Here is a 21,852-nt window from a genome sequence, read left to right on the forward strand (position 1 = left end):
ATTGCGGATCGGAGGCTGCAATTGCCTGACCTGGAGGGGTTCTTCCCCTCCAGATGTGTGTCGTGGGAAAGTTTGCGGTTGTTCGTGAGCGTTCGTGTCGTTCGTTGGAGAAGGCCGGACGGTTCCGGGTTGAAGAAGAGAAGGTTGTGAAATACCTGTATGGAATTGGGTCGTTTCAGATCGGAAGAGCCCAAGTGATCCCAGTTCTTCTCCGGTTAGGGGATGAGGTGATCCGGGACCAGGATGGGGGAGCAGTCGGGATGATGAGCCTGTCCGGGAGTGGGAAAGGGTTGAAGATGGTTATCCGGGAACGGTTGTATGTTGTTCCGGTCCGGAGGGTGAAGCGGGTCCTGGAGGGGAAGAAGAAGAAAGGGGCGGTGTTTGAGGTGAAATAATTAATTAATGAGGAAGGTTGTAATGACTAAAAAATTATGACAACACATCATTAAATAATTCGATGAGGTCCAATATTTCGTATTTTTCTTGAGAGTTTAATATTTCACTATTAATTATCGATTGGTTGAAACTGTTGATTATATACGATTTTTCTCTGTGAACTGTTAAATCGTGAAGCAATTTTACAAGTAAAACATTTCGTGAATCTATATCCTCAGGTTTTTGCCATAATAATTCTGTGAATTGTATTCCTATTCTAGTTGAAGAATCGATATCAGATTTCCCTTCTTTCAAGCACTCAAGAACTTCAATAAATGGAGTTTTCATTTCCCATTGGGCTAATTCCGCGGCTTTCAAAAGAAGATATGAGTTCACACTTGTATAGAAATAATGACGCAAAATAAGTTGAATTGAAAATTTTTCAAGTTGTTCAGACGTAACCATACTACTTGAAAACAGGTCCATTAATAGAATCTGTGTCCAAACGCACGAGGAGGAGAATAGTTGTTTTGCAATCGCTTGAAGTAGTCCATCATCTGAAAAAAGAATATTGTTTGGTTGAGATGCAACAAGAATTGTATCGATAGAAGCCACTCCAAAAAGATTATTATATTCCTCTTTCTTTGTTGATTTTAGATCCAAGGCCGGATAACAAGGGATTATATCACAATTTAATCGGACCCATTCCAACAATTTCTCTAGGTTCTCTCTCGCCATTTTTATCTGGTCAGAACTTGTTGGTACATAACCGAGATTATCTTCAATTTGGAATAACGTCATATATCCTTGCGCTTTTTGGCCTCCATAGCTCAGAATAACACTATGAATCAAATCTAATGTACTTTGTGTAATCCCAAATTTTCCGAATTTTTTAACAATAATATCCCCGATACCAAGAGAATGCACACTATAAAGGGCGATAGGATCTATTATGAGTTTACAATTGAGGTTTAGGTTTTTTATTGCTTCGTCTCTTTCATTTGCATTCCCTGAACTACAGAAAATCCCGAGCGTAGAATCATTAGAGAGGTACTCACAAACAGAGAATATATCTCTCCTAATTCCCTCTGCAACGGCAGCAATGGTCAATTGTCGCTTTTTATAATAATCAAAAATTGGACTTGTATGTTGTTGATTCAGGCTCACCATCTTCTTGAGATTCAGAATATCCTCAGATACAAGTTTTCCATCAGGTCCTGTTCCGAATGGAATACGATAAATTCCTGGACTATTTGGGAATAATTGGTTGAAACTATTTGTACTTTCTTGAAAGGCGTAAATATATTTGCTGAGAATACTTGTAATCTGGATTTTGTTTTCGACGAATGGAGTTTTTTGTAAGGATATTGATTCCCCTTCACTTTTCCCTAATAGTTGTTTTCCGAGATCACTATCCATCCTCAATTCATATTTTTCAGGATCCTTTAGGGATGTGTCACATATTATGTACTGTGAAGTTTTTCCAAAATGATCTATTAATTGAACAGCAGAATCAATTTCGACAGTAGATGGATTTGTTAATATTGGTAACCGGTCTTCAATATTCAAAATTAAATGTATATAATCGAGGTGCGCATCTGGGCTGTGATAGTATTTATTTCTGAGATCATAAGCCAATTTGATTGCATCATCAAACATTCCCATTGAATAGTACAAATGAGCTAATTTAGCACCTACTCCATAAGCAAGATTCTCTTTTAGTGGCGGGTTTTTTAAAAAATCGAGGACTTTTTCGGTATTATCCGAACGAAAATTAACTATTGCCTCGTTTAATTTCATTTCATAATCTTGTGGGTGGAGTTTGAGGTATTGTGCACAAACATTTGCAGCTTGAACCAGATCACCAATTTTATGGTAAATTGCTAGTTCAATTTTTGAAGAATGTAGATGTGGTCCATAGGTTGCATGTAAAGAGCGGCATAATTCTAATGTACGTTTATGATTGCCGCTGAGATAATAAGCGTCAATAAGCTTTTGGGTGAACGGTGTATTTTGCGTTGGATCGATGACACTCTCATAAATTGCCGTGGCGTCATCGAAATGACCTGATTTCAAGAAAATATCGGCAATTTCTAATTTCTGTAAGCCTGGAATTGATTCTGAATATAAATCCTTTATTTTTTGAATAAATAACTCAATATTATCATTTTCTTCAATGAATTGTAAAACATTTACGAGTTCGACTAAATTCGCAATATCATTTTCATTTCTCTCATGTTGAGATTGAACGATAGATTTAGCTTCAGAGTAAAACTCTTTTCCTTTGTCAATATAAAAAGCGATTAAAAAGTGATAAAGAACTCTTTCTTGTTCTTTAGATCTGCTCTCTTGGAGGAAATCAGTTATTTTTTTGATACCCTCGTCGAATTTATTCTGCTTCCGTAAAGAATTCAAGTATATCCATAACGCACCAGGCGTTGAAGTATCCCATAGAACTTGTTTTAACAAAGATTCTGCGACTATAAAATCTCCGAACTCAAACTCTAAAAGACCTTTTAAGTGAATATAACTTGGATTTTTTGGATCAAAATCATACGCTTCGTTAATATCTTTTAAGGATTCATAGATTAGACCAAGAATTCTTTTTGCAACGCCTCTTTCCGCAATCCACGATGAATGTAATTTTTGAAGATTGGGATCTACTGAGATGCGGGACCATACTTCGTCAAAAAGAGAAATAGATTTCATCAATAATTGACGAGGCTCATCGGATAATTGCAGACCATCAAGCGTCTTCTCATTACTTTTAACACCATTTAAGAGGGATGAGGCAAGTAATCCTTTTATATTTAAATCTTCCTTTTGCTCTGCATTTGTGAGTGCTATTTCGAGCCATTTTGAAGATTCGACGAAATTTCCATGATTATAATAAATATGCCCTAAAGTTTCTGCAACATCTTGAGTATTGATTACTTCTTGTGGAAGGGATAGCAATATTGTATCAATTGATTCACTTTGGATTCTCGATTGAATAATAATCGAATAGGCACGTGCACTCAATGGATTCTTTTGCAGTACCATATGTGCGTATTCCAGGGCTTTTTCGTAATTTTGATTTAATAAATATCCAAAGGCAACATTTCCGAGGGCTTTTTCACTATTTGGATTATATTGCAAGGCTTGGATCAGTAATTTTCCACCATCTGAAAAATTTAACAGTTGAATATTTGCAACAGCTTCATTCGTTAGTATTCGATATTTTACTTCATTTGAGGATCTTACAGATGTTCTTTCTTTTAGTGAATTGAGAAGGGAAAGAGCAGTTGATGGGTTATACTCATCGAGTAACTTTTTTATAGTGTTTAATTCCGCATTATATTCGGTACTAAGTAGTTCATCGGTAAAATCAGGTGAGGATAATTGTGTATTTTCATAAGATAGACTTTGAATTTCCTTCGGGGTTTGACCTGAAAAATGCGATGGCTGTGTTCTACTTGTTGAAACACGGGTGAAAATTTCCAAATTTTCCCCTATACTCTTCTTTAGTACACCATAATTTGCTAATATCTCGATCGCAAAAGCACTCGCATTTTTAGCTGCATCTTCCTGTGAACCTGATGCGTCGGACTTCGATTTATCTTCAATTAAATCGGATATCCCACGTATCAATAGCGCATCTATTTCTCGATGATCTGCTGCAACTTGTAAGAATCCCAAACCTTCCATCTCGACTGCAAGAGCATCACCATAATTGTCCTTGATTTCTTTATATTCCTTTGATTCTTTTGATGCAATTACCTTCTCACCCGCGACGATTGCACCCGGGAAAGCCTTAGGTGGGTTCTGCTGAAGTGAAAGGTTTAGTCTTTCAACCCATTTTCCCTCACGTACAATTAGTCGAGAAAGATGTGCCATAAAATTATTCGGAGAGTATACCTCAGGTCTTGGATGAAACCCAACTTCTGCTTTTCCAGATTCATAACCGTAAACTTTTGTTGATGAGACAACATCGCCAATTGCCACATCCTTCAGTCCACCAGCAACACCTACAAAAAGAACAATATGTGGATTCAATGTCGCAAGAGCTCGTTCAGTTTCCTTGGCTGCTGAAATATTGTGAGCCCCAGTTTCAACTAAAATCACTTCCCATTCAAAACTATTCAATGTAATTAAGCCTGTCTCGTATATTGATCCATCTGGATGAGTTCTTTTGTTTGGATTAGTTAAATATGACAGAACTGCATTATATTCAAGTCCGAGTGCAGTAAGAATCACAGCTCGGTAACGAAAAGGAACTGCTTCTTGAATAAATTCGGAACCGGTACCTGATTCTAGTGTCATATCACCATCCTAAATAAATATAAAATCTGTTTTCCTGGTTGAAATTTATTTTTTTAACTTTTTAATCTTCCCGCAAAAATTAAGATATGTGGCTGTTGAGATGAATCATATGATCCTGTTGATCAGCTAAGAAGACTCCATTCTACAAAGCACCATTGTCTTTATTCTAAAAATTATCTATTTTCCTACTTCCTATAAAAATTTTGATAATAAATATCAAAACGATTAGCCGATTTTTTTGAAAACTTGAGCTTAGGGTTTAACCGAAAAGGGAATCAGGTATCTCCGGTTCTGTTCGCTGGAGGAGGCTAATACAACTTGATGATGCCTTTCAGCATGTTTGGAGTGAATACCAAGTCTTCCGGCAAAGAAAGTTCACGGGCGTATTATTACCGGAACCGGAATCAGATCCTGCAGAGAAGGAGAGAGAAGCGGTTTCTGGGGTTTTGCGTTCCGGAGGCTGCAATTGCCTGACCTGGAGGGGGTCTTCACCTCCGAAGGTTTGTCATGGATAGATTTGCTGTTGTTCGTGAAAGTTTGTTCCGTTCGCTGGAGAAGGAGGGCCGGTTCCGAATTGAAGAGGAGAATTTTGTGATATACCTGGACGGGATTGGATCATTTCAGATCGGGAGAGCCCAGGTGATCCTGGTTCTTATCCGGTTAGGCGATGAGGTGAACCGGGATATGGATGGGGAAGTAGTCGGTGTGATGAGCCTGTCAGAGAGTGGAAAGGGAGTGAAGATGGTTATTCGGGAGCGGTTGTATGTTGCTCCTGTCAGGAGGGTGAAGCGGGTATTGGAGGGGAAGGAGAAGAAGGGGGCGTTGTTCGGGATAAAAACATAAGATATTCTCTTTTTAAATACAATTAGTATTTGTGATAGTTATTGGCTGAAATCCAATCAGATCTAACTGAGAAAAAAAGCATTTCAATAACGGATTTTATTGAGAATAATCATCGATTGATAACAATAATCGGAGTTTTTGGAGGGTTATCTTCATTTTCTCTTAATTTTAATAATTATTACCTTACTTTTTCTTCACTCTCTATTTTTTTACTCCTTTGTAATGAATTATGGTTTGCCTTTCCCAAAAATGAAATCGCTACGATGCGGATGTCCCTATTTGAAGGATTTTTTGTAATGTTTGTTTTATCTATATTTTGGTTACATTATATCCTTTACATTAGGGACAAATGATTCTTTGTTACAGCTTATTTTTGTAGGCACCTTCATTTTTATTCCTATTTTTTATTTTGTAATTCATATCGGGAAGGATTTTCAAATATACAAAAAGATTCGCTTAATATCTCAAAAAAGTCTATTCTTTTCACCAATAGTTAGATCACTAGCATTTTTTATTTTATTAGAAATTGCAATTCTTATCACAATTTTAATAATCTGGCTATATCAAAACTACTTACATTAACTGTTTTAATTAGAAGCCTTCAAAAAAACTTTTATGGATAATTATAGAACCATTGCTCTAATCTTAGATGTTATATAAAAATTTGAGATTATGAATTACTTATTTTTTTTTTATTTTACCAAGTATCGGACTTTTCATAGAATCAATCGCGTCAATTAACTCTTCGTATCTAATTTCAATATTGTTTATTAGTTGCTTTTTCATTTCAGAAAACTCTTTAGGTTCATCTATACGTCTATATGGTTCAGATGAAATTAATTCGAGAAAGTTGTTGATTGACTGACGAATTTGATTATTTGTGTGATTTCTGTTATTTTTAATATTTTTCCAGAATTCATCATAATCATAATTAATTTTGGGATTTGTCATATGGTTTGGGTGTCCATGTCTAAAAAACCAAATATTTTCCTTATTGTTGTAAATAGGCGCAACTATTTTCTCCATCTCCTCATGTAAATCAGATAATTGGTCTTTTACTCTGATTGCATGAGCATACCACCAAGTGACAATGATTAAACCTATTGTTAAAATAGAGTAAACGAATGTGGAAATTGCACCGATAAAAGTCCAAAATGATGTATCGTCGATCATAGTTTAGTAATTTTTCTTAAAGCTGGATTAATCTTATTAATTAATTGTCGCTTTTGTCGCTCCATTCATTCATCCACCCTCTCTTCTCCCCCGGTTTCAGTTCCCGGTTCAACCATTTATATACTCCCGCCGATTTCTATTCAGCCATGAGAGATCACAGCAGGGGATTCGAACATGGCAGATTTCACACAGACTGCAACGGTGAAGACCGCCGTCAGGGAGCTTGCAGTTTCCATAGACAGTATGGCAGCCTTCACCTCAACGAGGGCGACATCCTGACCAATAACCCCAGGATGTACGTCTTATGAACAGGCCGGAGTTACCCTTCCGGGAGTCTCGAAGGCATCCGAGCCTTAGGGAAAGGTCATCTACGAGAATAACGAGGCAAAGACTGTCGGGTCCATCAGCATCAAGGCTCCGACACCGTCAGCCTATCTCTGATATCAGCACCATCGTTGCCACCACCACCCTGAATACCGCAATGGGAGGCACTCCATCCCATGACCGCCCACAGGGCTTCTTCAGCTGCACCCATGTGCCATCACACCAATAGGGAACTTACTCGGTACGGTTTGCCCGTGATTCCGTCACCCTCTCATTTTATGAGGCTGATGCGATCGCTGCACTCGTATAACCAAAAATAATACCCACTTTTTTCCCTTTCCGAGGTATGGGAGTGAATTGGATATACGTAATAGCCGGAGCAATCTGCCTCTTTATCGGATGACAGTTCTCTCAGGCTGATATGACGAGAGCCTCCATCAGTTGTGAAGCGGGCTTTGCTGCCCGGATCATTCATCGGACTGAACCAGTCGTACAGTCAATATCTCTTCACTAATGACTAAGATATCCAAATTAATTTGCGGAGTGAACAGATGTAAGGAGTGACATGTTTCAGGGAAAACACATTTCCACGATTCTTCTTTCTCTAGAAATGATCTCAAACACTACCACGGAATATGACATCTGCTGATATTATCTGTAAAACTCAAAAGAGAATCCAGTATATCTGACCATAAACAAATTCAAACCTGGTATATTAGGGTTTTTCCATTCCGGACATCGTAAATACTAACAAATACTAAAATGAGATAAATTAGTATAAGTAATATTCATGCTTCTTTTTACTTCAGGTTATCATGAAAAATCTTCCTGAAAAACCGCCTGACATAATGGACTTTCCACATATCAATACGGTGGTATCACGGTATTTTACTGATGAATCCTTCAGAATATCAGTGGACGGGTTCAATGACCGTTATCTCTACTGGGATGAATTGAAATACCGGATATCAGATAACCAGGAACGGCTGGATACCTGGGTGGCGATGAAAGTCTTTCGATCTCAGAGGATGGAAGAGATAGCCTATGCTCAACTCAACCTGCAATATCTCATACTACCAGAAATAATGAGAAGCCTTCACTCCTTTGATCGATATCTCTCCGGAACCATTCAAATTCATAATCGATCCCTCACTCTGGACAAACGGTATATCGTGTCTTCTCTCATTGAAGAAGCGATAGCATCCAGCATTCTCGAAGGAGCGGTGACCACCCGTAGAGAAGCGAAGGAAATGCTGGAGCAAAAAAAGAAGCCGAAGAATTCCGGAGAACAGATGGTTCTCAATAATTATGAGACCCTCCAAATGATTATCCGCAAAAAAGGTGACCCTCTCACCCCTGAATTACTTCTTGAAATACAACACACAGTGACAAAAGGGACCATCAAACCAGAAGATGTTGGCCATTTCAGAACATCTAATGACATTAATGTGGTTGATGCAGCATCTGGAACTGTGTATCATATTCCCCCGCCACATACTGAGATTCCCATCCTTATTTTTGCATTATGCGAGTTCATCAATAATGATGATGAAGAGCGATTCATTCATCCGATAATTAAAGGGATAATTCTGCATTTTCTGATTGGATACATTCACCCCTTTAATGATGGAAACGGAAGAACCGCACGAAGCCTCTTTTATTGGTATACCTTATCCCGTGAGTACTGGATGATCGAATATCTCTCAATATCCCGGAGTATTCTCAGATCTAAAAGAAAATATGCATTAGCATACATTCACTCAGAATATGATCAAAATGATCTGACCTACTTCATCAAATATCAGATCGAATGCATAAAAGAAGCCTTAGCTGAACTGATAGCCTACCTTGAGGAGAGGCAAAACTCTCAAAAGAAAGCCCATGAGATGATCCGCATATACCACGATCTCAATCACCGGCAGGCAGAGATACTGATGGAGATGATGGATCATCAGGGACAGGATTTTACGATTCATCAGATTGCAGAAAAATTTAATGTTGTGTATCAGACCGCCAGAACCGATCTTATGCATCTGGAATCCCACGGGTACATTACTGTGACAAAGCGAGGGAAGGGATATTATTACTTTGTCACCGAGAGTAATCTGAAAACTATTACTGACCTTTCAGTTCGGTAATCGGTCACAATTTCCCTGTTCACCTGGATTATCTTCGACCATAAAAAACCGGACAGGCCAGTCGCGGATCATTTCAATAACCAATTCCTCTTTCTTTATCCCAAAATATGAATTCTTCGGATATTCGATTGGAATGAGAAAAAAATTCGTAGGATTAAATTTCAATTCTCTTTACAGTACCGGATAATAATACTCCCCTTTCTCCACTCCGGACACAAAAGTATCTGCATACTCCTTGAGAACATCATCAGGATAAATATCCTTAAACAAAGACGGATGCAGGGCTTTAGCCACATATATAAGACCAGCCGGGCTCCTGGGACCATAGGCAAGATCTCCATTCAAAGCATACACCTGATTGTTCTTAACAGCTGACAGAGTTTCAAATCCTGACCGATGTAAAATACCATCCCTGACCTGTTCCAGAGTTTTATCTGGTTTCAACGAGACTGCCTTGATTATCACATCAGGATTCTGACTCAGGACCCATTCAGCGGTAACCTTAGGCCATTGCTCACCAAGGCTGGCTGCGATGTTCTTTCCCCTGGCTACATCGAGTTCCTGATCTACACCGCTCCCCTTTCCATTTGCTGAATAATCTGAATACCCTTCAATATACACAGAAGGAATCTGATCAGGTGCCAGATTTGCGACACGTGAACTGACAAGATTCTGCCATTTATCTTTGAATTTCACATACACATCAGCACGATCAGAAGCTCCAAGGAGAGTTCCCAGTGCTTTAACATCATGATCAAGAGTATTGATCCTATAACAGTCAAGGTAAGTCAGATTGATCCCTGCATTAAGGAACTGGTCACTGTTTTTTGGCTTGGAACTCGAATAACTAATCACTGCATCCGGTTTTAACTCAAGAACCTTTTCAAAATTTGGTGTCTGCCAGTTTCCCACACTGACTGCATTAGGAATATGAGCCATCAGAGCAGTATCTGACATAACACTGTCAGCAAGACCAATTATCTTTTCACCAGCTCCAAGTGCAACCACCATCTCAGCAGAATCACTATTCAGACAGACTAATTTCTCAGCCGGACCTGGAAAAGTGAGTTGGTTCCCTTCTGAGTCAGTAAATAAGATTTCTGCAGAACAAATAGCAACGATACAACTGAATAAAACAATAAGAATAATAAAATTAGGTAATACAAATTTAGGATTCATATGAATTCCTAAATACAATTCTTCATGCTCATATGACTTAAAGTTTTACTTTTCTAAAAACGTGCACAGACAGACCAAGAACCAGGATACACAGAAGAGACAGAATTGTCAATTGAAATACCGGAATTGTTCCTGCCTGTATGAACCTGATTCCATCAATTGCAAAACTGAGTGGATTGACATGAGCCACTGGCTGCAACCAGGCAGGCATCTGATCATAGGGCATCATTGCTGATGATGTAAAAAAGATCGGCATTGAGATCATGGCATTTACGGCAGCATACTGATCATGATCCCCGACATGAATTGCGAGAGTGGTTGCACAAGAGGAAAGGAGGGCTCCGAAGATAAAGAGAATAAAATAGGTAAATACCAACTGCACAGGAGAATAGATCCGTGCACCAAGAAGGAACGCAATACAGAGAATAATCGTTGACTGTATCAGCCCCCGGATTGTTATGACCAGAATTTTTCCAAAAAGAATAGACTCCCGGGGAGGAGGCAAAGCTAAAAACTTATTGAAAAATCCGAGCATTCGATCCATTATGAGAAGCCCTCCACCTGCAAGTGAGGCTGACAGGATTGTCATTGCCAGGATACCGGGAGTTACAAAGTCGATGTAATGATCAGTGAACCGTATTGGAAGAGCAAGCCCGACAAAAATCAGCCATGCAGCTGGCATAACCATAGCTGAGATAAATCCCCATCTCCCTCTAAACCACCGGATCAGGTCTCGTTTGCAGTATACAAGAATTGGATTCATCCCCGCCTCCCGGTGACATTTCTAAACCTGCTCAGATTAAACGGAGATGTATCTTCAGTAGTACCAACTAAATGGAGAAATACATCATCAAGTGATGGCCTTCGAACTGACATTGAAAGAACCTGAATCCCCTGTTCAGTAAAGGCATCTTTTATAAGAGGAAGAGCAAAATCGCCATGTTCTGCATAAAAAATTAATTCATCAGATTCGGCTTTGGCAAACTTGACTCCTGGTACATGTATTGGTGAATATTGTCCGAAGATAGAGATGGTTACAACATCCTGCGAGATCAGAGCTTTCAGATTTGTGGGAGAATCTACAGCCTTGATAACTCCTTTATCCATAATTGCTACCCTGTCGCAGTATCGGTCAGCTTCATCCATGTAATGGGTAGTAACAAAAATGCTCATCCCGTTGCTTTTAAGAGACCTGATATGTTCCCATATTTTTTTTCTTGCAGCAACATCAAGTCCGACAGTTGGCTCATCCAAAAAAAGCACTTTTGGATCATGCACAAGGGCTTGAGCCAGTTCAAGTCTGCGTCTCATCCCACCAGAATATACCTTGGCAAACTCATCAGCCCGGTCAGAAAGTTCAAGAACCTGGAGAACCTTTTCTGTCTTCTCTGCAGGATTTCTAACGCCATAGAGTTCAGCAAACATCAAAACATTTTCCCTGCCTGTTAATCTGACATCAACTGCCATATCCTGGGGAACATAACTGAGTGATTCACGAACGGCTCTGGGAAATCGCTGAATATCATACCCGCAGATTTCAGCAGTACCCAAGCTTGGTGCAAGAAGAGTTGTAAGCATGAGAATTGTTGTTGTCTTTCCTGACCCGTTTGGCCCAAGTATACCAAAGATCTCATTCCCAACCGAGAGATTCATGTTGTTTACAGCACAGAGATCTCCATAATTTTTTGTCAGATCCCGGATCTCAATGCGGTTTTTTATGAGATCACCCTTTGCAATCTGTTCGTTTTCTTTTGTTGCTGCCATTCGTCACCTCCAATACTCACAATATTCAGACAATTTTGTTATCAGACTATGAGGGCTGAATTTACATTATTCCAGATCGGGAGAACATATCTCCCGGATTCTGTATTCACAAACTGCATTGGCACACCATAGACTGAAATTATATTCTCTTCAGTCATGACTTCTTCAGCAGTACCAAGAGCTACAATGTGTCCTTTATCAATCAGCATGACCCGGTCAGCATAATGGTAGGCAAAGTTCAGGTCATGCACTGCGACAAGGATGGATTTCGTATGTTGTTCTGATAATTCCCGGATCATTGAAAAAACATCAATCTGATATTTAATATCAAGAGCACTGGTTGGTTCGTCAAATAGGAAAATATCCGGGTTCTGAGCAATAGTCCGTGCAATAAATACCCGCTGTCGTTCACCACCCGAGAGTTCTGTCAGCATCTTTTCTGCCATAGGAGAGATAGCGAGGCGATCCATTGCTGCCTGGACCACATCGAGATCATGCTGAGATAATGACCATTCAACATGTGGTCTTCTTCCAAGAATGACTGCTTCAAGTACGGTTGCAGAAGTAAGATACTGAAAGTCCTGCGGAACGTACCCGATGATTTTTGCAATCGTGTGCTTAGAATAATCTGAAATATTCTTCGTATCAAGAAAAACAGAACCACTATTCTGGCTGATGATTCCTGCAAGAGTTTTAATGAGAGTACTTTTCCCAGACCCGTTTGGTCCAATGATACAGAGTACTTCACCAGGAGAAAGATCAAAGGAGATTGATTTCAATATATCAGTCTTTCCAAATCTCACAGACAAATCCCTGACTTCAAGTATCATGTTCCCCATCAGGTGATCACCCGGTGCTGTCCCCGGAGAATGAGAATCATAAAAAAGATCCCTCCAACGACATACATGATTACCCCTACCGGGATCTCTATCGGATCCATAACAGTTCTGGCTGCAGTGTCTGATATCAAAAGGATCAGAGCACCGAGCAGTGCAGAACAAGGAATCAGATACCGGTTGTCGTTGCCGATTAGCATTCTGCCGATATGTGGGCACATTAATCCAATGAACCCGATTATCCCGGTAAATGCGAGACAGGCAGATGATGTAAGAGTAGCAACAAAGAGGCCCACAAGCCTGAGACGATTGACGTGTACTCCAAGGTTTTTAGCAACATCATCTCCTGCTGCAAGTGTATTGAGATCCCATGCCCGGGATTCAAGATATAGAAAACAGATCAGGGTAATGGGAGCAACAATACACACAGCTCCCCAGTTAGCTCCCCACATGCCTCCCATGAGCCAGAGGGTGATCTCACGAAGTTTTTCATCTTTGGTAAGATACTTGAGGATCATCACTCCTGCAGTGAAGATATATCCAATGACTACTCCTGACAAAATCAGTGTCGCACTAGAGGAGCCTTTCATCCGCGATATGGCGTAAATAAGAAGTATTGAGAACCATCCAAGCAGGAACGCTGATATGATAATTGAACCATTCTGGTACTGGACTGGGATAAAAGGGAAGAGAGAAGATCCAAATACAATAGCCATCGCAGCTCCAAAAGAAGCTGCTGAAGAGAGTCCCAGAGTAAAAGGACTTACAAGAGGATTTTTGAGAAGTGCCTGCATCACACAACCTGCCACAGCAAGACTGATTCCGGTGACGATTGAAAGCAGAATCCGTGGTAATCTGAAATCTATGACAACTATCTTTTCAGACTGTGTTGTAGCAAGAGATGCAGGATTGGCAATCATCTGATACAGGATGGAAAAAATTCGCTCAAAGGGCAGATGATATGAACCGGCACTCATGGCATACATACATGACAGGAAGAGAAGGATGAGAAGTGAAATGATAATCATCCACTTTTTTGTTTTTTCTGAGTGGTAGATCTGTTTCAAAGCAGTATTACTATAGTTCATTTCTAAGCTCTGCTGAAAAGTATCATCATATGAATGAAAGAAATGATCTATTTATTGTTACGATTTTTATTATATTGATGTTTTTTTAAATAAAATTGTTAGCATAGGATGAAATCATAATGAAAAATGTATCTCAATAAAATATTAGAAACATTTTTGCATCCATTAAATATTTTGTTTAGTTAAATACTACATTTGAAATTATCAATATTTTTTTTCAAACCAAATCGTAATAATTAGTATGCATTGAAAAATTACATCTGAAAATATTCATACTAGTTATTACATAATTGTAAATGTACTACTGTAATGAGTTTTGATTCTTTGAGGTGGAGTACAACCAGAAGGAAAGAAACATGCATTCGATCCAACCATGTTGAAGGAGTAGTGACCCTTCAACAGAGACGGGGTAATTACTTCATTACAGAAACCATCTCCCTCGCCTTAAAATACGACCAACTGACTACACGATGACTTTACTGTTTTTTCAGCATATGAGAACTACCCCTGCTCTTCCATGAAAATATTACCGATATAAGGTCACCTTTTAATTTGAAAGAATCATTATTGCCCGGCTCTAATCCTTGGAAGTACTTTTCCATATACGAAAGATCTGATCGGTCCAAAACGCCTATCCGGGAAGCATAATCACGGACAATCTCATCTAAGCTCATATTCTCTTCAACCGATGATTCGCGAAAAACTGTAGCATCTGCAAAGATACCCATTTCATAAAGGATTTGATAAAGAACGTCAGCTTTTGGACCGGGTGAATACTTTTTATCATGATAATGAGGCCACAGGTCACGAATTGTCTGCTCCCAGGGAGTAACACCGGCAAACCAGATCAAAAAAATTCTCCCATTACAAACCTTCTCCATCTTTAAGATTGCCTCTGAAATATCAGGCATGCCAAGCGAATAACATGCAATTACCGTATCATAGGGTCCGGAGATCTCATCAGGAACTACATGTTCCCATCGTGATCTAACAATCTCAATATTTGTCACCCCAAATTCAGCTGCATTCTCAGCAAGTAATGCACTCATCCCATAGGCTGGTTCAATAGCTGTTACATGACAGCCCGACCGGGCAAGAGGGAGAGTAATCGCACCGGGCCCACTTCCGATATCAAGGACTTTTGAGGGCTGATATGGTAAGATAGCCGAGAGTATAGAATCATATCTGGTTTTATTCCTCTGGGTTTGTATCCAAAACTCCCTGGCTTTGTCTATTGAATTCCAAACGCTGGCACAATCACCGTTTCCCCGGGTGATAATGTTGTTGATCATCGTTTCTTTCCAAATCTCTGACCAGGAGATTGAATTCGTATCCAAAATATTATAAAATGAAGCGTTACTAATTGCCATAAACCACAATAAAATAATATCATTTTTTAATTATTAACACATAGTATTCATGATGAAGAGACACGTTCGTCTTATGACAGTGAAAGCAGGAATGATTTTATTCCTATTACTCACGATGACGACATGCTGCATGGCAGCGGAAGAGAAGACATTACGGATTGCTACATTAAATGAGATTAAATCACCCTCATTTCTGGGAGATTATTCAACCGGACTTTTTAACCATATCTCAAACCCCCCTCTTATGCAGATGGACAGTAGTGGAAAAATTATAGGTCTTCTTGCTGATTCATTTGATGTATCATCTGATAATACAAAATGGACTTTTAATTTGAAACCTAACCAGTATTGGAGTGACGGAAAACCAGTAACCGGAGAGGACGTAGCATTTTCGATAAATATGTATGGTAAGAGTATTCCTAGTGCCGGCTGGATCGGAGAAACACTAAAAGATACTCAGGTAGACGGAAACAAAGTCACGTTTACGTTCAACAAACCCTACACAAACCTGGATAGAGAGTTTACATCATACTCCATAATGCCAAAGCACATCTGGGAATCAATCGACAATCCTGTAAATTTTACTAGTAACGGCCCATATGTCGGATGCGGTCCATTTTACGTGGACAAAATTGACCTCAACGCAGGGAAACTCATTTTCAAAAAGAATCCCAGTTGGAAAGGAAATGCTCCATATTACGACCAGGTAGAGATCAGCTGGTTTAAGAATGCTGACGCTGCAGCAAAAGCCCTTGAATCAGGAGCAATGGATACCTACTGGAAATATGCAGATGCCTACCCATATTCGGCTGTTGACTCACTTAAGGCCACAGGGAAATTTGATATCCTTGAAACTCCGACCAGCGGAATGACATTCCTTGGATTTAACCTGAAAAATGAACCACTGAGTGATGTAAACTTCAGAAAAGCTATTGCTGAATCCATAAACTATCCTGAATTTGTCCAGGTGTCCACTCTTGGACATGGCAGCATTCCAAACAGCGGGTTTGTTCCTCCGGCAATGGATGGATATGTCGACACACAGGCCATGCAGTACAATCCAGAGGATGCAAAAAAGATTCTTCAGGAAGCAGGATACAAGGATTCAGATGGAAATGGTATCATAGAAGGCCCTGATGGAAAGGATACCGTCCTGGAACTTTTAATCAGGAATAGTTTCTCTCGTGAAGCAGAACTGCTCAAAGAATACCTTAATGCAGTAGGAATCGGTACAGACATAAAATCTGTTGAAGACAACACCTGGTTTGATCTTAAGGATAATTACAAGTATGATATCACGCTGACCCGGACAACTCCCTGGGGTATGCTTATGCATGCCGGATGGGCGACCGGGTATTTTGACAGCAGAAGAACCGGACAGGGCGTTCTCCATACTGTAGATGACAAGAAATTCCTTGATCTCTGTGATAACATCCTCGCCACCACAGATAAATCAAAATTAAAAGAGTACGCAAAGGAAGTTCAGAACTATTATGCAGAAAACCTGCCAGGCATCCCCTTGTACTGGAAAAATGACGTAACTCCGTATAACAAAGACATTACCGGATGGTATTCCAGCCCGCTATACGGAATAATGAATGAATTCACGTTTACCGGTGTTAAACCGGTTGCCTGAAGACCTACCTTTTTTTTATGTCTGACCATTCTGCTTTGTATATTCTTATTGTACGAAAAAGCATACGATATCTTCTCTCCCTTGTCCTGGTTGTGTGTATTGTCTTTTTTATCCCAAGGTGTATGCCCGGAGACCCGGTCCGCAATCTTGTTGGCGATGACGTCTGGCTTTCTGCTGAAACAATTGAAAAAATCCGCAGCGATATGGGACTAAATCTTTCATTATCAGAGCAATTTGTCAGATATATTCAAAATCTCGGAACATTCAATCTTGGATTCTCGTACCAGTTGCATGCACCAGTCATAGATCTTCTCGCTGCCAGAATTCCATGGACAGTGCTCCTTATCGGAACTGCTGCCATCGCCGGAGCGATCACAGGTATTCTCATCGGTGCAGTTGTCGGATGGAACCAGGATACATGGTGGGCGAAGATTATCACTGCTATATCATTCTTAATCTCTTCAGTTCCGCCTTACCTGCTCGCATTATTATTTCTGGCAGTATTTTCCTTTCAATTTAAGTTATTTCCGTTCAAAGGACTCTATGATACTCCTGATCCTCTGAGTATTATATACCATCTTACTCTTCCCATCACGGTCCTGACCCTTTTTTATGGTTCCAGAAATCTCGTTATCATGCGGGGATCAGTATTGAGTGAGAAGGATCTTCTCTATCCGCAATGTGCACGTTCGTTTGGTATCCCCTCATCAGGAATACTCTGGAGACAGGTTACAAAGAATGCGATAATTCCGGTGATAACATTGATCGGTCTCGATTTTGGATTTCTCTTTTCCGGAGCATTGTTCATTGAGATCGTCTTCTCACTACAGGGGATGGGAAGTCTCATCTATGATGCAATTTTACTCAGGGACATTCCAGTATTAACAGGTTCATTTCTCATTATCTCAATTCTGGTAATTATTGCAAATTTTTCTGTAGACATTCTTACCGCAATCATAGATCCACGGGTCAGGATAATTGGATCATGAAATTTTCAATTTATCAGGGATATGAAAAATATCTGCAGCCCGGTGTTATATGGGCTGTAATTATCCTCGGATTATTCCTACTCTGTGCAATTTTTCCTGCTGCTATTTCAGGAAATGAAAATTCCAAACGGTATAAACCATTTCTTTACCCAACATCAGATCATATCCTTGGAACTGATGATGTCGGACACGATATCTTCTCGGTTGTTGTTTATTCAGCCAGAGTCTCTCTGATAATCGCATTTTCAGCAGGATTTATTTCAGTGATGATAGGACTAGTCATCGGACTTGCTGCAGGCTATTTTTCAGGAATCATTGATGATCTGCTGATGGGTCTGACCGATCTCGTGCTCATCGTTCCAAAAATTCCGGTAATCATTCTTATCGCCGCAATAACAAGACCAAGCATTCTGCTCCTCATTCTTGTTCTCGGTTTTTTATCCTGGGAAACCACAGCACGAATGGTGAGATCCCGTGTCATGCAGGTGACCGGTTCAGGATTTATTCTTTCATCAAAAACGTTTGGGTTTTCTCCCGGATGGATCATGACACGGGATATTGTTCCTGTACTCTACCCGGTAATTCTCCCAAAATTAATGATTGTTGTTGCCGGGGCATTAATTTCTGAAGCATCCCTGTCATTTCTCGGATTATCAGATCCCACTATGAATAGCTGGGGAAAAATGATTGCTGATGCATTCTCTCATGGAGGATTTATCAGAAATATGTGGTGGTGGTATGGACCTCCGGCGATTTGCATTATTCTGATGATACTCGCATGTGTCAGAATCGGATCGATATGGGAGACAAAACAGACTGAGAGGGCCTTTGATTGAAGAACAAAAAAATTCTGCAGGTTGAGAAATTATCAGTCTGGTTCAGGTCCGGGGAATGTGAAGTCTGTGCAGTATCAGATTTTTCTTTAACTCTTGCAGAGGGAGAGACAGTTGCAATAATTGGTGAATCAGGATGTGGAAAGTCGGTTGCAGCACACGCAATTATGAGAATTCTTCCATCTTCTTCCAGGATAGACGGTAACATTTTCATCAATGATATTTGTATTACACAATTAACAGAAGAAGAGATGGAGAGGATTCGCGGAGATCATATTGCAATTCTCTTTCAGAGTCCTGACAGATCACTCAACCCCCTTTACATGATCAAAAGACAGGTTGCTGAACCTTTGAAAATTCATAACAAACCTGCAGACAAGCAAACGATTGAGACAATTCTGCGTCAGGCAGGGTGTAATCATTCTGATATTATCAGCAAGTATCCATGCCAGTGTTCAGGGGGAATGAATCAGCGGGCTCTTCTTGCGATTGTATCAGGTTTGAACTCCGGGATAGTTATTATGGATGAACCAACGAAAGGGCTTGATTATGACAGAGTAAAAGATGTTCAGCAGTCCCTTGAAGAAATTAAATCAGATATGAGAGGAATTATTCTTATCTCTCATGATATTTCTTTTGTCAGAAGCCTCTCAACAAGAATAATGGTGATGTATGCTGGAGAAGTGATTGAATCTGGCTTGACATCAGATATCCTTACTCAGCCCATGCACCCGTATACTCGATCCCTTCTCATGAGTCTTCCAGAACATGGGTTTGTTCCGATTCCCGGTATGGCACCGGCACTTTCAGAAATCCCAGCCGGATGCAGATTTTCTCCACGATGCACCATGAGTGATGAACCCTGTAATCATTTCCATCCTGACCTTGTCAGATACAAAGAGAGAGAGGTCAGATGCCACCGGTATTGATTGAGACAAATCATGTGCATAAAACATACCGTCAAAGCCTGCTTGGAAGATCGCAGGCTATTTTATCTCATTGTTGTATTCAGATCTATGAAGGAGAATCTGTTGGTCTGATGGGACCATCAGGTTCTGGAAAAACTACACTCGGTAAAATTCTTGCGGGAATCGAACGCCCGGATAAAGGAGATGTGAGTTTCCGGGGAAACAATATTCACTCAGCAAACCAGGAGATTTGGTCTGATTACCGGAGATCGGTTCAGATGCTCTTTCAGGATCCTCAAGGAACATTTCACCCATTCAGAACGATAGGTCAATCAATTGAATGTGTTGCCGATCTCCTTGGCTACTCTTCTTCTGATTACAACAACTGCATCACGTCACTCTGTGAAAAAGTTGGCATTCATCCTGAAGTTCTCTCCCGGTATCCTGATCAGATATCTGGAGGACAAGCACAACGACTGGCTCTCGCAAGAATTCTTCTTTCAAGGCCCAGGCTAATAATTCTTGATGAACCAACTTCAGGACTCGATATTTCGGTGCAGGCACAGATTCTTCATCTTCTCAGAGAGTTTCAGAATCGTGAAAAGATAGCATATCTCCTGATATCTCATGATCCGGCGGTTGTCGGGTTTTTATCAAACCGTCAGTATCTCATTCGAAATGGAATAGTATCTGAAATCTCTCTGAATACCCCTGAAGTAAGAAATACGACTATAAATTAGACCTTTTTTAATAATATCGCCATTTTAAACCGGATTAAAAACATCATCATATTCAAACGAGGTTTCATAATCTTGCATCAATCCGACTAATTGTATGTATCAGATAGGAGAGGTGATAAAGAGCCCTTATAAAATCGAAATTCATGGCTATCTTTTGAAATAAAGGATAATATAAGCATATCAATGATTGGATTTCAGATCCCCTAACTGAATTTACAAATTGGGCCTTATTTAAAAAAATAAGGCCATATTAGGAAAATTGGTTTTTCAAACTCATATGATATTCATCAACCAGGATCATGTAATTAAAAGATACATCCAGTATTTTTTTATAATGAACTCGCATATTATAAAAAACAAAAGATATGCTCAGCAAATAAAAATTCCATCAGTAATATCAACAATAATATGATAGCGAATGTTTAAAGAATTATTATTACCTCACAGCCAATAACCGGAAAACGAGTCCCGATATTACCCTAATCAAGTAATAAAATCCGCCAATACGAAATAAATCACATTTGTTACTTAGTTTTTAGGAATTTATCCCAAAACGAAATTTGAACTTTAGTTAACATAGAAATTTCAGCCTTTTTTAGATTTTTTCGGATAAAAAAATAGAGCAAACTGACAATTATTAACCAATTAAATATCCAAAAATATTAGGTGACATTATGCATTTAAAAATAAACCTGCCACTTATCTCCTTGTGCCTATTCATGTTGATTATGGTTTTTTCAGGAGTTCAAGTAACCGCTGATGAACCCGGACTTGTTATTGTTGAGAAAAACAAAGACACATCAGAGATCCTTTCAAAAACCGAGTACTCATTTGCTGATATCAATACTTCAATGACATCTATTGGTGCACCCGGGGGAATACTATTGAGCTTCCAGGGGCCAACATTTGATCCCTCGAACCTCTGGGATCCTGAAGCATCATTAAACATTGATAACCTAAAAACAAAAGTTATTGGTGTCCCGGTAAAGGAGATTCTCGATAAAGCAAACTATTCAGGCAAAATCATTAATGTTACCTTTGTAGCTGAAGATGGCTTTCAAAAAACATTGCCGTCAGAAAATATAATCAATCCTCCCAAAGATCAAGGTTTACCAATTTTAGCATACTGGTATGCAGATCAAGGACTCCTCCCTGAGGACAACGGATACCGACTTTACTTTACCGCCCCTGACGGTTTATACGGAAATACAGATATGAAGAATACACTTCCTGAATCATATCAGCATTACTTCTACAATTCTGCAGATAAAATCCTATATCCATCAGCAAAAGGAATGTCAGTAGCAAAGATTGCTGAGATAGATCTCCAGATGGACAAATAAACAATTTATTC

General features: G+C 39.6%; 18 protein-coding genes. 10 read left to right on the plus strand and 8 right to left on the minus strand.

Translation table 11 applies throughout. From position 1 onward, the window contains the following. Positions 1-53: 53 nt before the first annotated feature. Positions 54-395, plus strand: a complete 342-nt coding sequence (locus DK846_RS04720; protein WP_109967731.1) for a hypothetical protein — start codon at positions 54-56, stop codon at positions 393-395. Positions 396-429: 34 nt separating this feature from the next. Here DK846_RS04720 and DK846_RS04725 read toward each other — a convergent pair whose 3' ends face one another. Continuing rightward, entirely contained in the window at positions 430-4,677 is a 4,248-nt protein-coding gene (locus DK846_RS04725; protein WP_109967732.1) for a phosphorylase family protein, read from the minus strand. A gap of 321 nt (positions 4,678-4,998) precedes the next feature. Here DK846_RS04725 and DK846_RS17595 point away from each other — a divergent pair, with 321 nt between their 5' ends. Together DK846_RS17595 and DK846_RS04730 are read left to right on the plus strand one after the other, a co-directional pair. After that, positions 4,999-5,151 carry a hypothetical protein gene (locus DK846_RS17595; RefSeq protein ID WP_181391625.1) on the plus strand — a complete coding sequence of 51 codons (153 nt, stop codon included), beginning with the start codon at positions 4,999-5,001 and terminating at the stop codon, positions 5,149-5,151. 33 nt (positions 5,152-5,184) lie between these two features. Next, positions 5,185-5,520 carry a hypothetical protein gene (locus DK846_RS04730; RefSeq protein ID WP_109967733.1) on the plus strand — a complete coding sequence of 112 codons (336 nt, stop codon included), beginning with the start codon at positions 5,185-5,187 and terminating at the stop codon, positions 5,518-5,520. Positions 5,521-6,201: 681 nt separating this feature from the next. On the opposite strand, the gene DK846_RS04735 is transcribed toward DK846_RS04730, so the two are convergent. Next, positions 6,202-6,693 (minus strand): hypothetical protein, encoded by a 492-nt coding sequence (locus tag DK846_RS04735; protein ID WP_109967734.1) that lies wholly within the window; start codon positions 6,691-6,693, stop codon positions 6,202-6,204. 1,139 nt (positions 6,694-7,832) lie between these two features. On the opposite strand from DK846_RS04735, the gene DK846_RS04740 reads away from it, so the two are divergent. Further along, on the plus strand, positions 7,833-9,155 hold the full coding sequence (locus DK846_RS04740; RefSeq protein WP_109967735.1) for a Fic family protein: 1,323 nt from the start codon (positions 7,833-7,835) through the stop codon (positions 9,153-9,155). 171 nt (positions 9,156-9,326) lie between these two features. Here the strand turns inward: DK846_RS04740 and DK846_RS04745 are convergent, their stop codons facing one another. The 6 genes from DK846_RS04745 to DK846_RS04770 form a co-directional block, all read right to left on the minus strand. Then, positions 9,327-10,334, minus strand: coding sequence for an ABC transporter substrate-binding protein (locus DK846_RS04745; RefSeq protein WP_109967736.1), 1,008 nt, complete (start codon positions 10,332-10,334; stop codon positions 9,327-9,329). Between the two features lie 37 nt (positions 10,335-10,371). Beyond that, entirely contained in the window at positions 10,372-11,097 is a 726-nt protein-coding gene (locus DK846_RS04750) for an ABC transporter permease (protein WP_109967737.1), read from the minus strand. Beyond that, positions 11,094-12,098, minus strand: coding sequence for an ATP-binding cassette domain-containing protein (locus tag DK846_RS04755; protein ID WP_109967738.1), 1,005 nt, complete (start codon positions 12,096-12,098; stop codon positions 11,094-11,096). The genes DK846_RS04750 and DK846_RS04755 overlap by 4 nt, the downstream gene beginning before the upstream one ends. A 41-nt stretch (positions 12,099-12,139) precedes the next feature. Then, on the minus strand, positions 12,140-12,937 hold the full coding sequence (locus DK846_RS04760) for an ABC transporter ATP-binding protein (protein WP_245926461.1): 798 nt from the start codon (positions 12,935-12,937) through the stop codon (positions 12,140-12,142). Beyond that, positions 12,937-14,022, minus strand: coding sequence for a FecCD family ABC transporter permease (locus DK846_RS04765; RefSeq protein WP_109967739.1), 1,086 nt, complete (start codon positions 14,020-14,022; stop codon positions 12,937-12,939). The genes DK846_RS04760 and DK846_RS04765 overlap by 1 nt, the downstream gene beginning before the upstream one ends. A 476-nt stretch (positions 14,023-14,498) precedes the next feature. Beyond that, positions 14,499-15,392: a class I SAM-dependent methyltransferase gene (locus tag DK846_RS04770; protein WP_109967740.1), complete on the minus strand. Its 894-nt coding sequence runs from the start codon at positions 15,390-15,392 to the stop codon at positions 14,499-14,501. Positions 15,393-15,441: 49 nt separating this feature from the next. On the opposite strand from DK846_RS04770, the gene DK846_RS04775 reads away from it, so the two are divergent. The 6 genes from DK846_RS04775 (at position 15,442) to DK846_RS04800 (ending at position 21,841) form a co-directional block, all read left to right on the plus strand. After that, on the plus strand, positions 15,442-17,028 hold the full coding sequence (locus tag DK846_RS04775; RefSeq protein WP_245926462.1) for an ABC transporter substrate-binding protein: 1,587 nt from the start codon (positions 15,442-15,444) through the stop codon (positions 17,026-17,028). Positions 17,029-17,045: 17 nt separating this feature from the next. After that, the gene (locus tag DK846_RS04780; protein ID WP_109967742.1) at positions 17,046-18,017 is read left to right on the plus strand and encodes an ABC transporter permease; all 972 of its coding nucleotides are present in this window, start codon (positions 17,046-17,048) and stop codon (positions 18,015-18,017) included. Continuing rightward, the gene (locus DK846_RS04785; protein WP_109967743.1) at positions 18,014-18,853 is read left to right on the plus strand and encodes an ABC transporter permease; all 840 of its coding nucleotides are present in this window, start codon (positions 18,014-18,016) and stop codon (positions 18,851-18,853) included. Before DK846_RS04780 ends, DK846_RS04785 begins: the two co-directional genes overlap by 4 nt. Beyond that, entirely contained in the window at positions 18,850-19,779 is a 930-nt protein-coding gene (locus tag DK846_RS04790) for an ABC transporter ATP-binding protein (RefSeq protein ID WP_109967744.1), read from the plus strand. Before DK846_RS04785 ends, DK846_RS04790 begins: the two co-directional genes overlap by 4 nt. Next, a complete protein-coding gene (locus DK846_RS04795; protein ID WP_109967745.1) occupies positions 19,764-20,498 on the plus strand; it encodes an ABC transporter ATP-binding protein in 735 nt (244 codons plus the stop codon). Before DK846_RS04790 ends, DK846_RS04795 begins: the two co-directional genes overlap by 16 nt. A 728-nt stretch (positions 20,499-21,226) precedes the next feature. After that, positions 21,227-21,841: a hypothetical protein gene (locus tag DK846_RS04800; protein ID WP_109967746.1), complete on the plus strand. Its 615-nt coding sequence runs from the start codon at positions 21,227-21,229 to the stop codon at positions 21,839-21,841. Positions 21,842-21,852 lie beyond the last annotated feature (11 nt).

Origin of the sequence: Methanospirillum lacunae, from assembly GCF_003173355.1 — an archaeon.
Lineage (GTDB): Archaea > Halobacteriota > Methanomicrobia > Methanomicrobiales > Methanospirillaceae > Methanospirillum > Methanospirillum lacunae.

Coding starts and splice junctions, on each gene's coding strand:
- DK846_RS04745 (WP_109967736.1), bottom strand. CDS start 10,334: ATGAATCCTAAATTTGTATTACCTAATTTTATTATTCTTATTGTTTTA.
- DK846_RS04740 (WP_109967735.1), top strand. CDS start 7,833: ATGAAAAATCTTCCTGAAAAACCGCCTGACATAATGGACTTTCCACAT.
- DK846_RS04785 (WP_109967743.1), top strand. CDS start 18,014: ATGAAATTTTCAATTTATCAGGGATATGAAAAATATCTGCAGCCCGGT.
- DK846_RS04730 (WP_109967733.1), top strand. CDS start 5,185: ATGGATAGATTTGCTGTTGTTCGTGAAAGTTTGTTCCGTTCGCTGGAG.
- DK846_RS04735 (WP_109967734.1), bottom strand. CDS start 6,693: ATGATCGACGATACATCATTTTGGACTTTTATCGGTGCAATTTCCACA.
- DK846_RS04750 (WP_109967737.1), bottom strand. CDS start 11,097: ATGAATCCAATTCTTGTATACTGCAAACGAGACCTGATCCGGTGGTTT.
- DK846_RS04720 (WP_109967731.1), top strand. CDS start 54: ATGTGTGTCGTGGGAAAGTTTGCGGTTGTTCGTGAGCGTTCGTGTCGT.
- DK846_RS04800 (WP_109967746.1), top strand. CDS start 21,227: ATGGTTTTTTCAGGAGTTCAAGTAACCGCTGATGAACCCGGACTTGTT.
- DK846_RS04725 (WP_109967732.1), bottom strand. CDS start 4,677: ATGACACTAGAATCAGGTACCGGTTCCGAATTTATTCAAGAAGCAGTT.
- DK846_RS04780 (WP_109967742.1), top strand. CDS start 17,046: ATGTCTGACCATTCTGCTTTGTATATTCTTATTGTACGAAAAAGCATA.
- DK846_RS17595 (WP_181391625.1), top strand. CDS start 4,999: ATGATGCCTTTCAGCATGTTTGGAGTGAATACCAAGTCTTCCGGCAAA.
- DK846_RS04755 (WP_109967738.1), bottom strand. CDS start 12,098: ATGGCAGCAACAAAAGAAAACGAACAGATTGCAAAGGGTGATCTCATA.
- DK846_RS04765 (WP_109967739.1), bottom strand. CDS start 14,022: ATGAACTATAGTAATACTGCTTTGAAACAGATCTACCACTCAGAAAAA.
- DK846_RS04770 (WP_109967740.1), bottom strand. CDS start 15,392: ATGGCAATTAGTAACGCTTCATTTTATAATATTTTGGATACGAATTCA.
- DK846_RS04795 (WP_109967745.1), top strand. CDS start 19,764: ATGCCACCGGTATTGATTGAGACAAATCATGTGCATAAAACATACCGT.
- DK846_RS04760 (WP_245926461.1), bottom strand. CDS start 12,937: ATGGGGAACATGATACTTGAAGTCAGGGATTTGTCTGTGAGATTTGGA.
- DK846_RS04775 (WP_245926462.1), top strand. CDS start 15,442: ATGATGAAGAGACACGTTCGTCTTATGACAGTGAAAGCAGGAATGATT.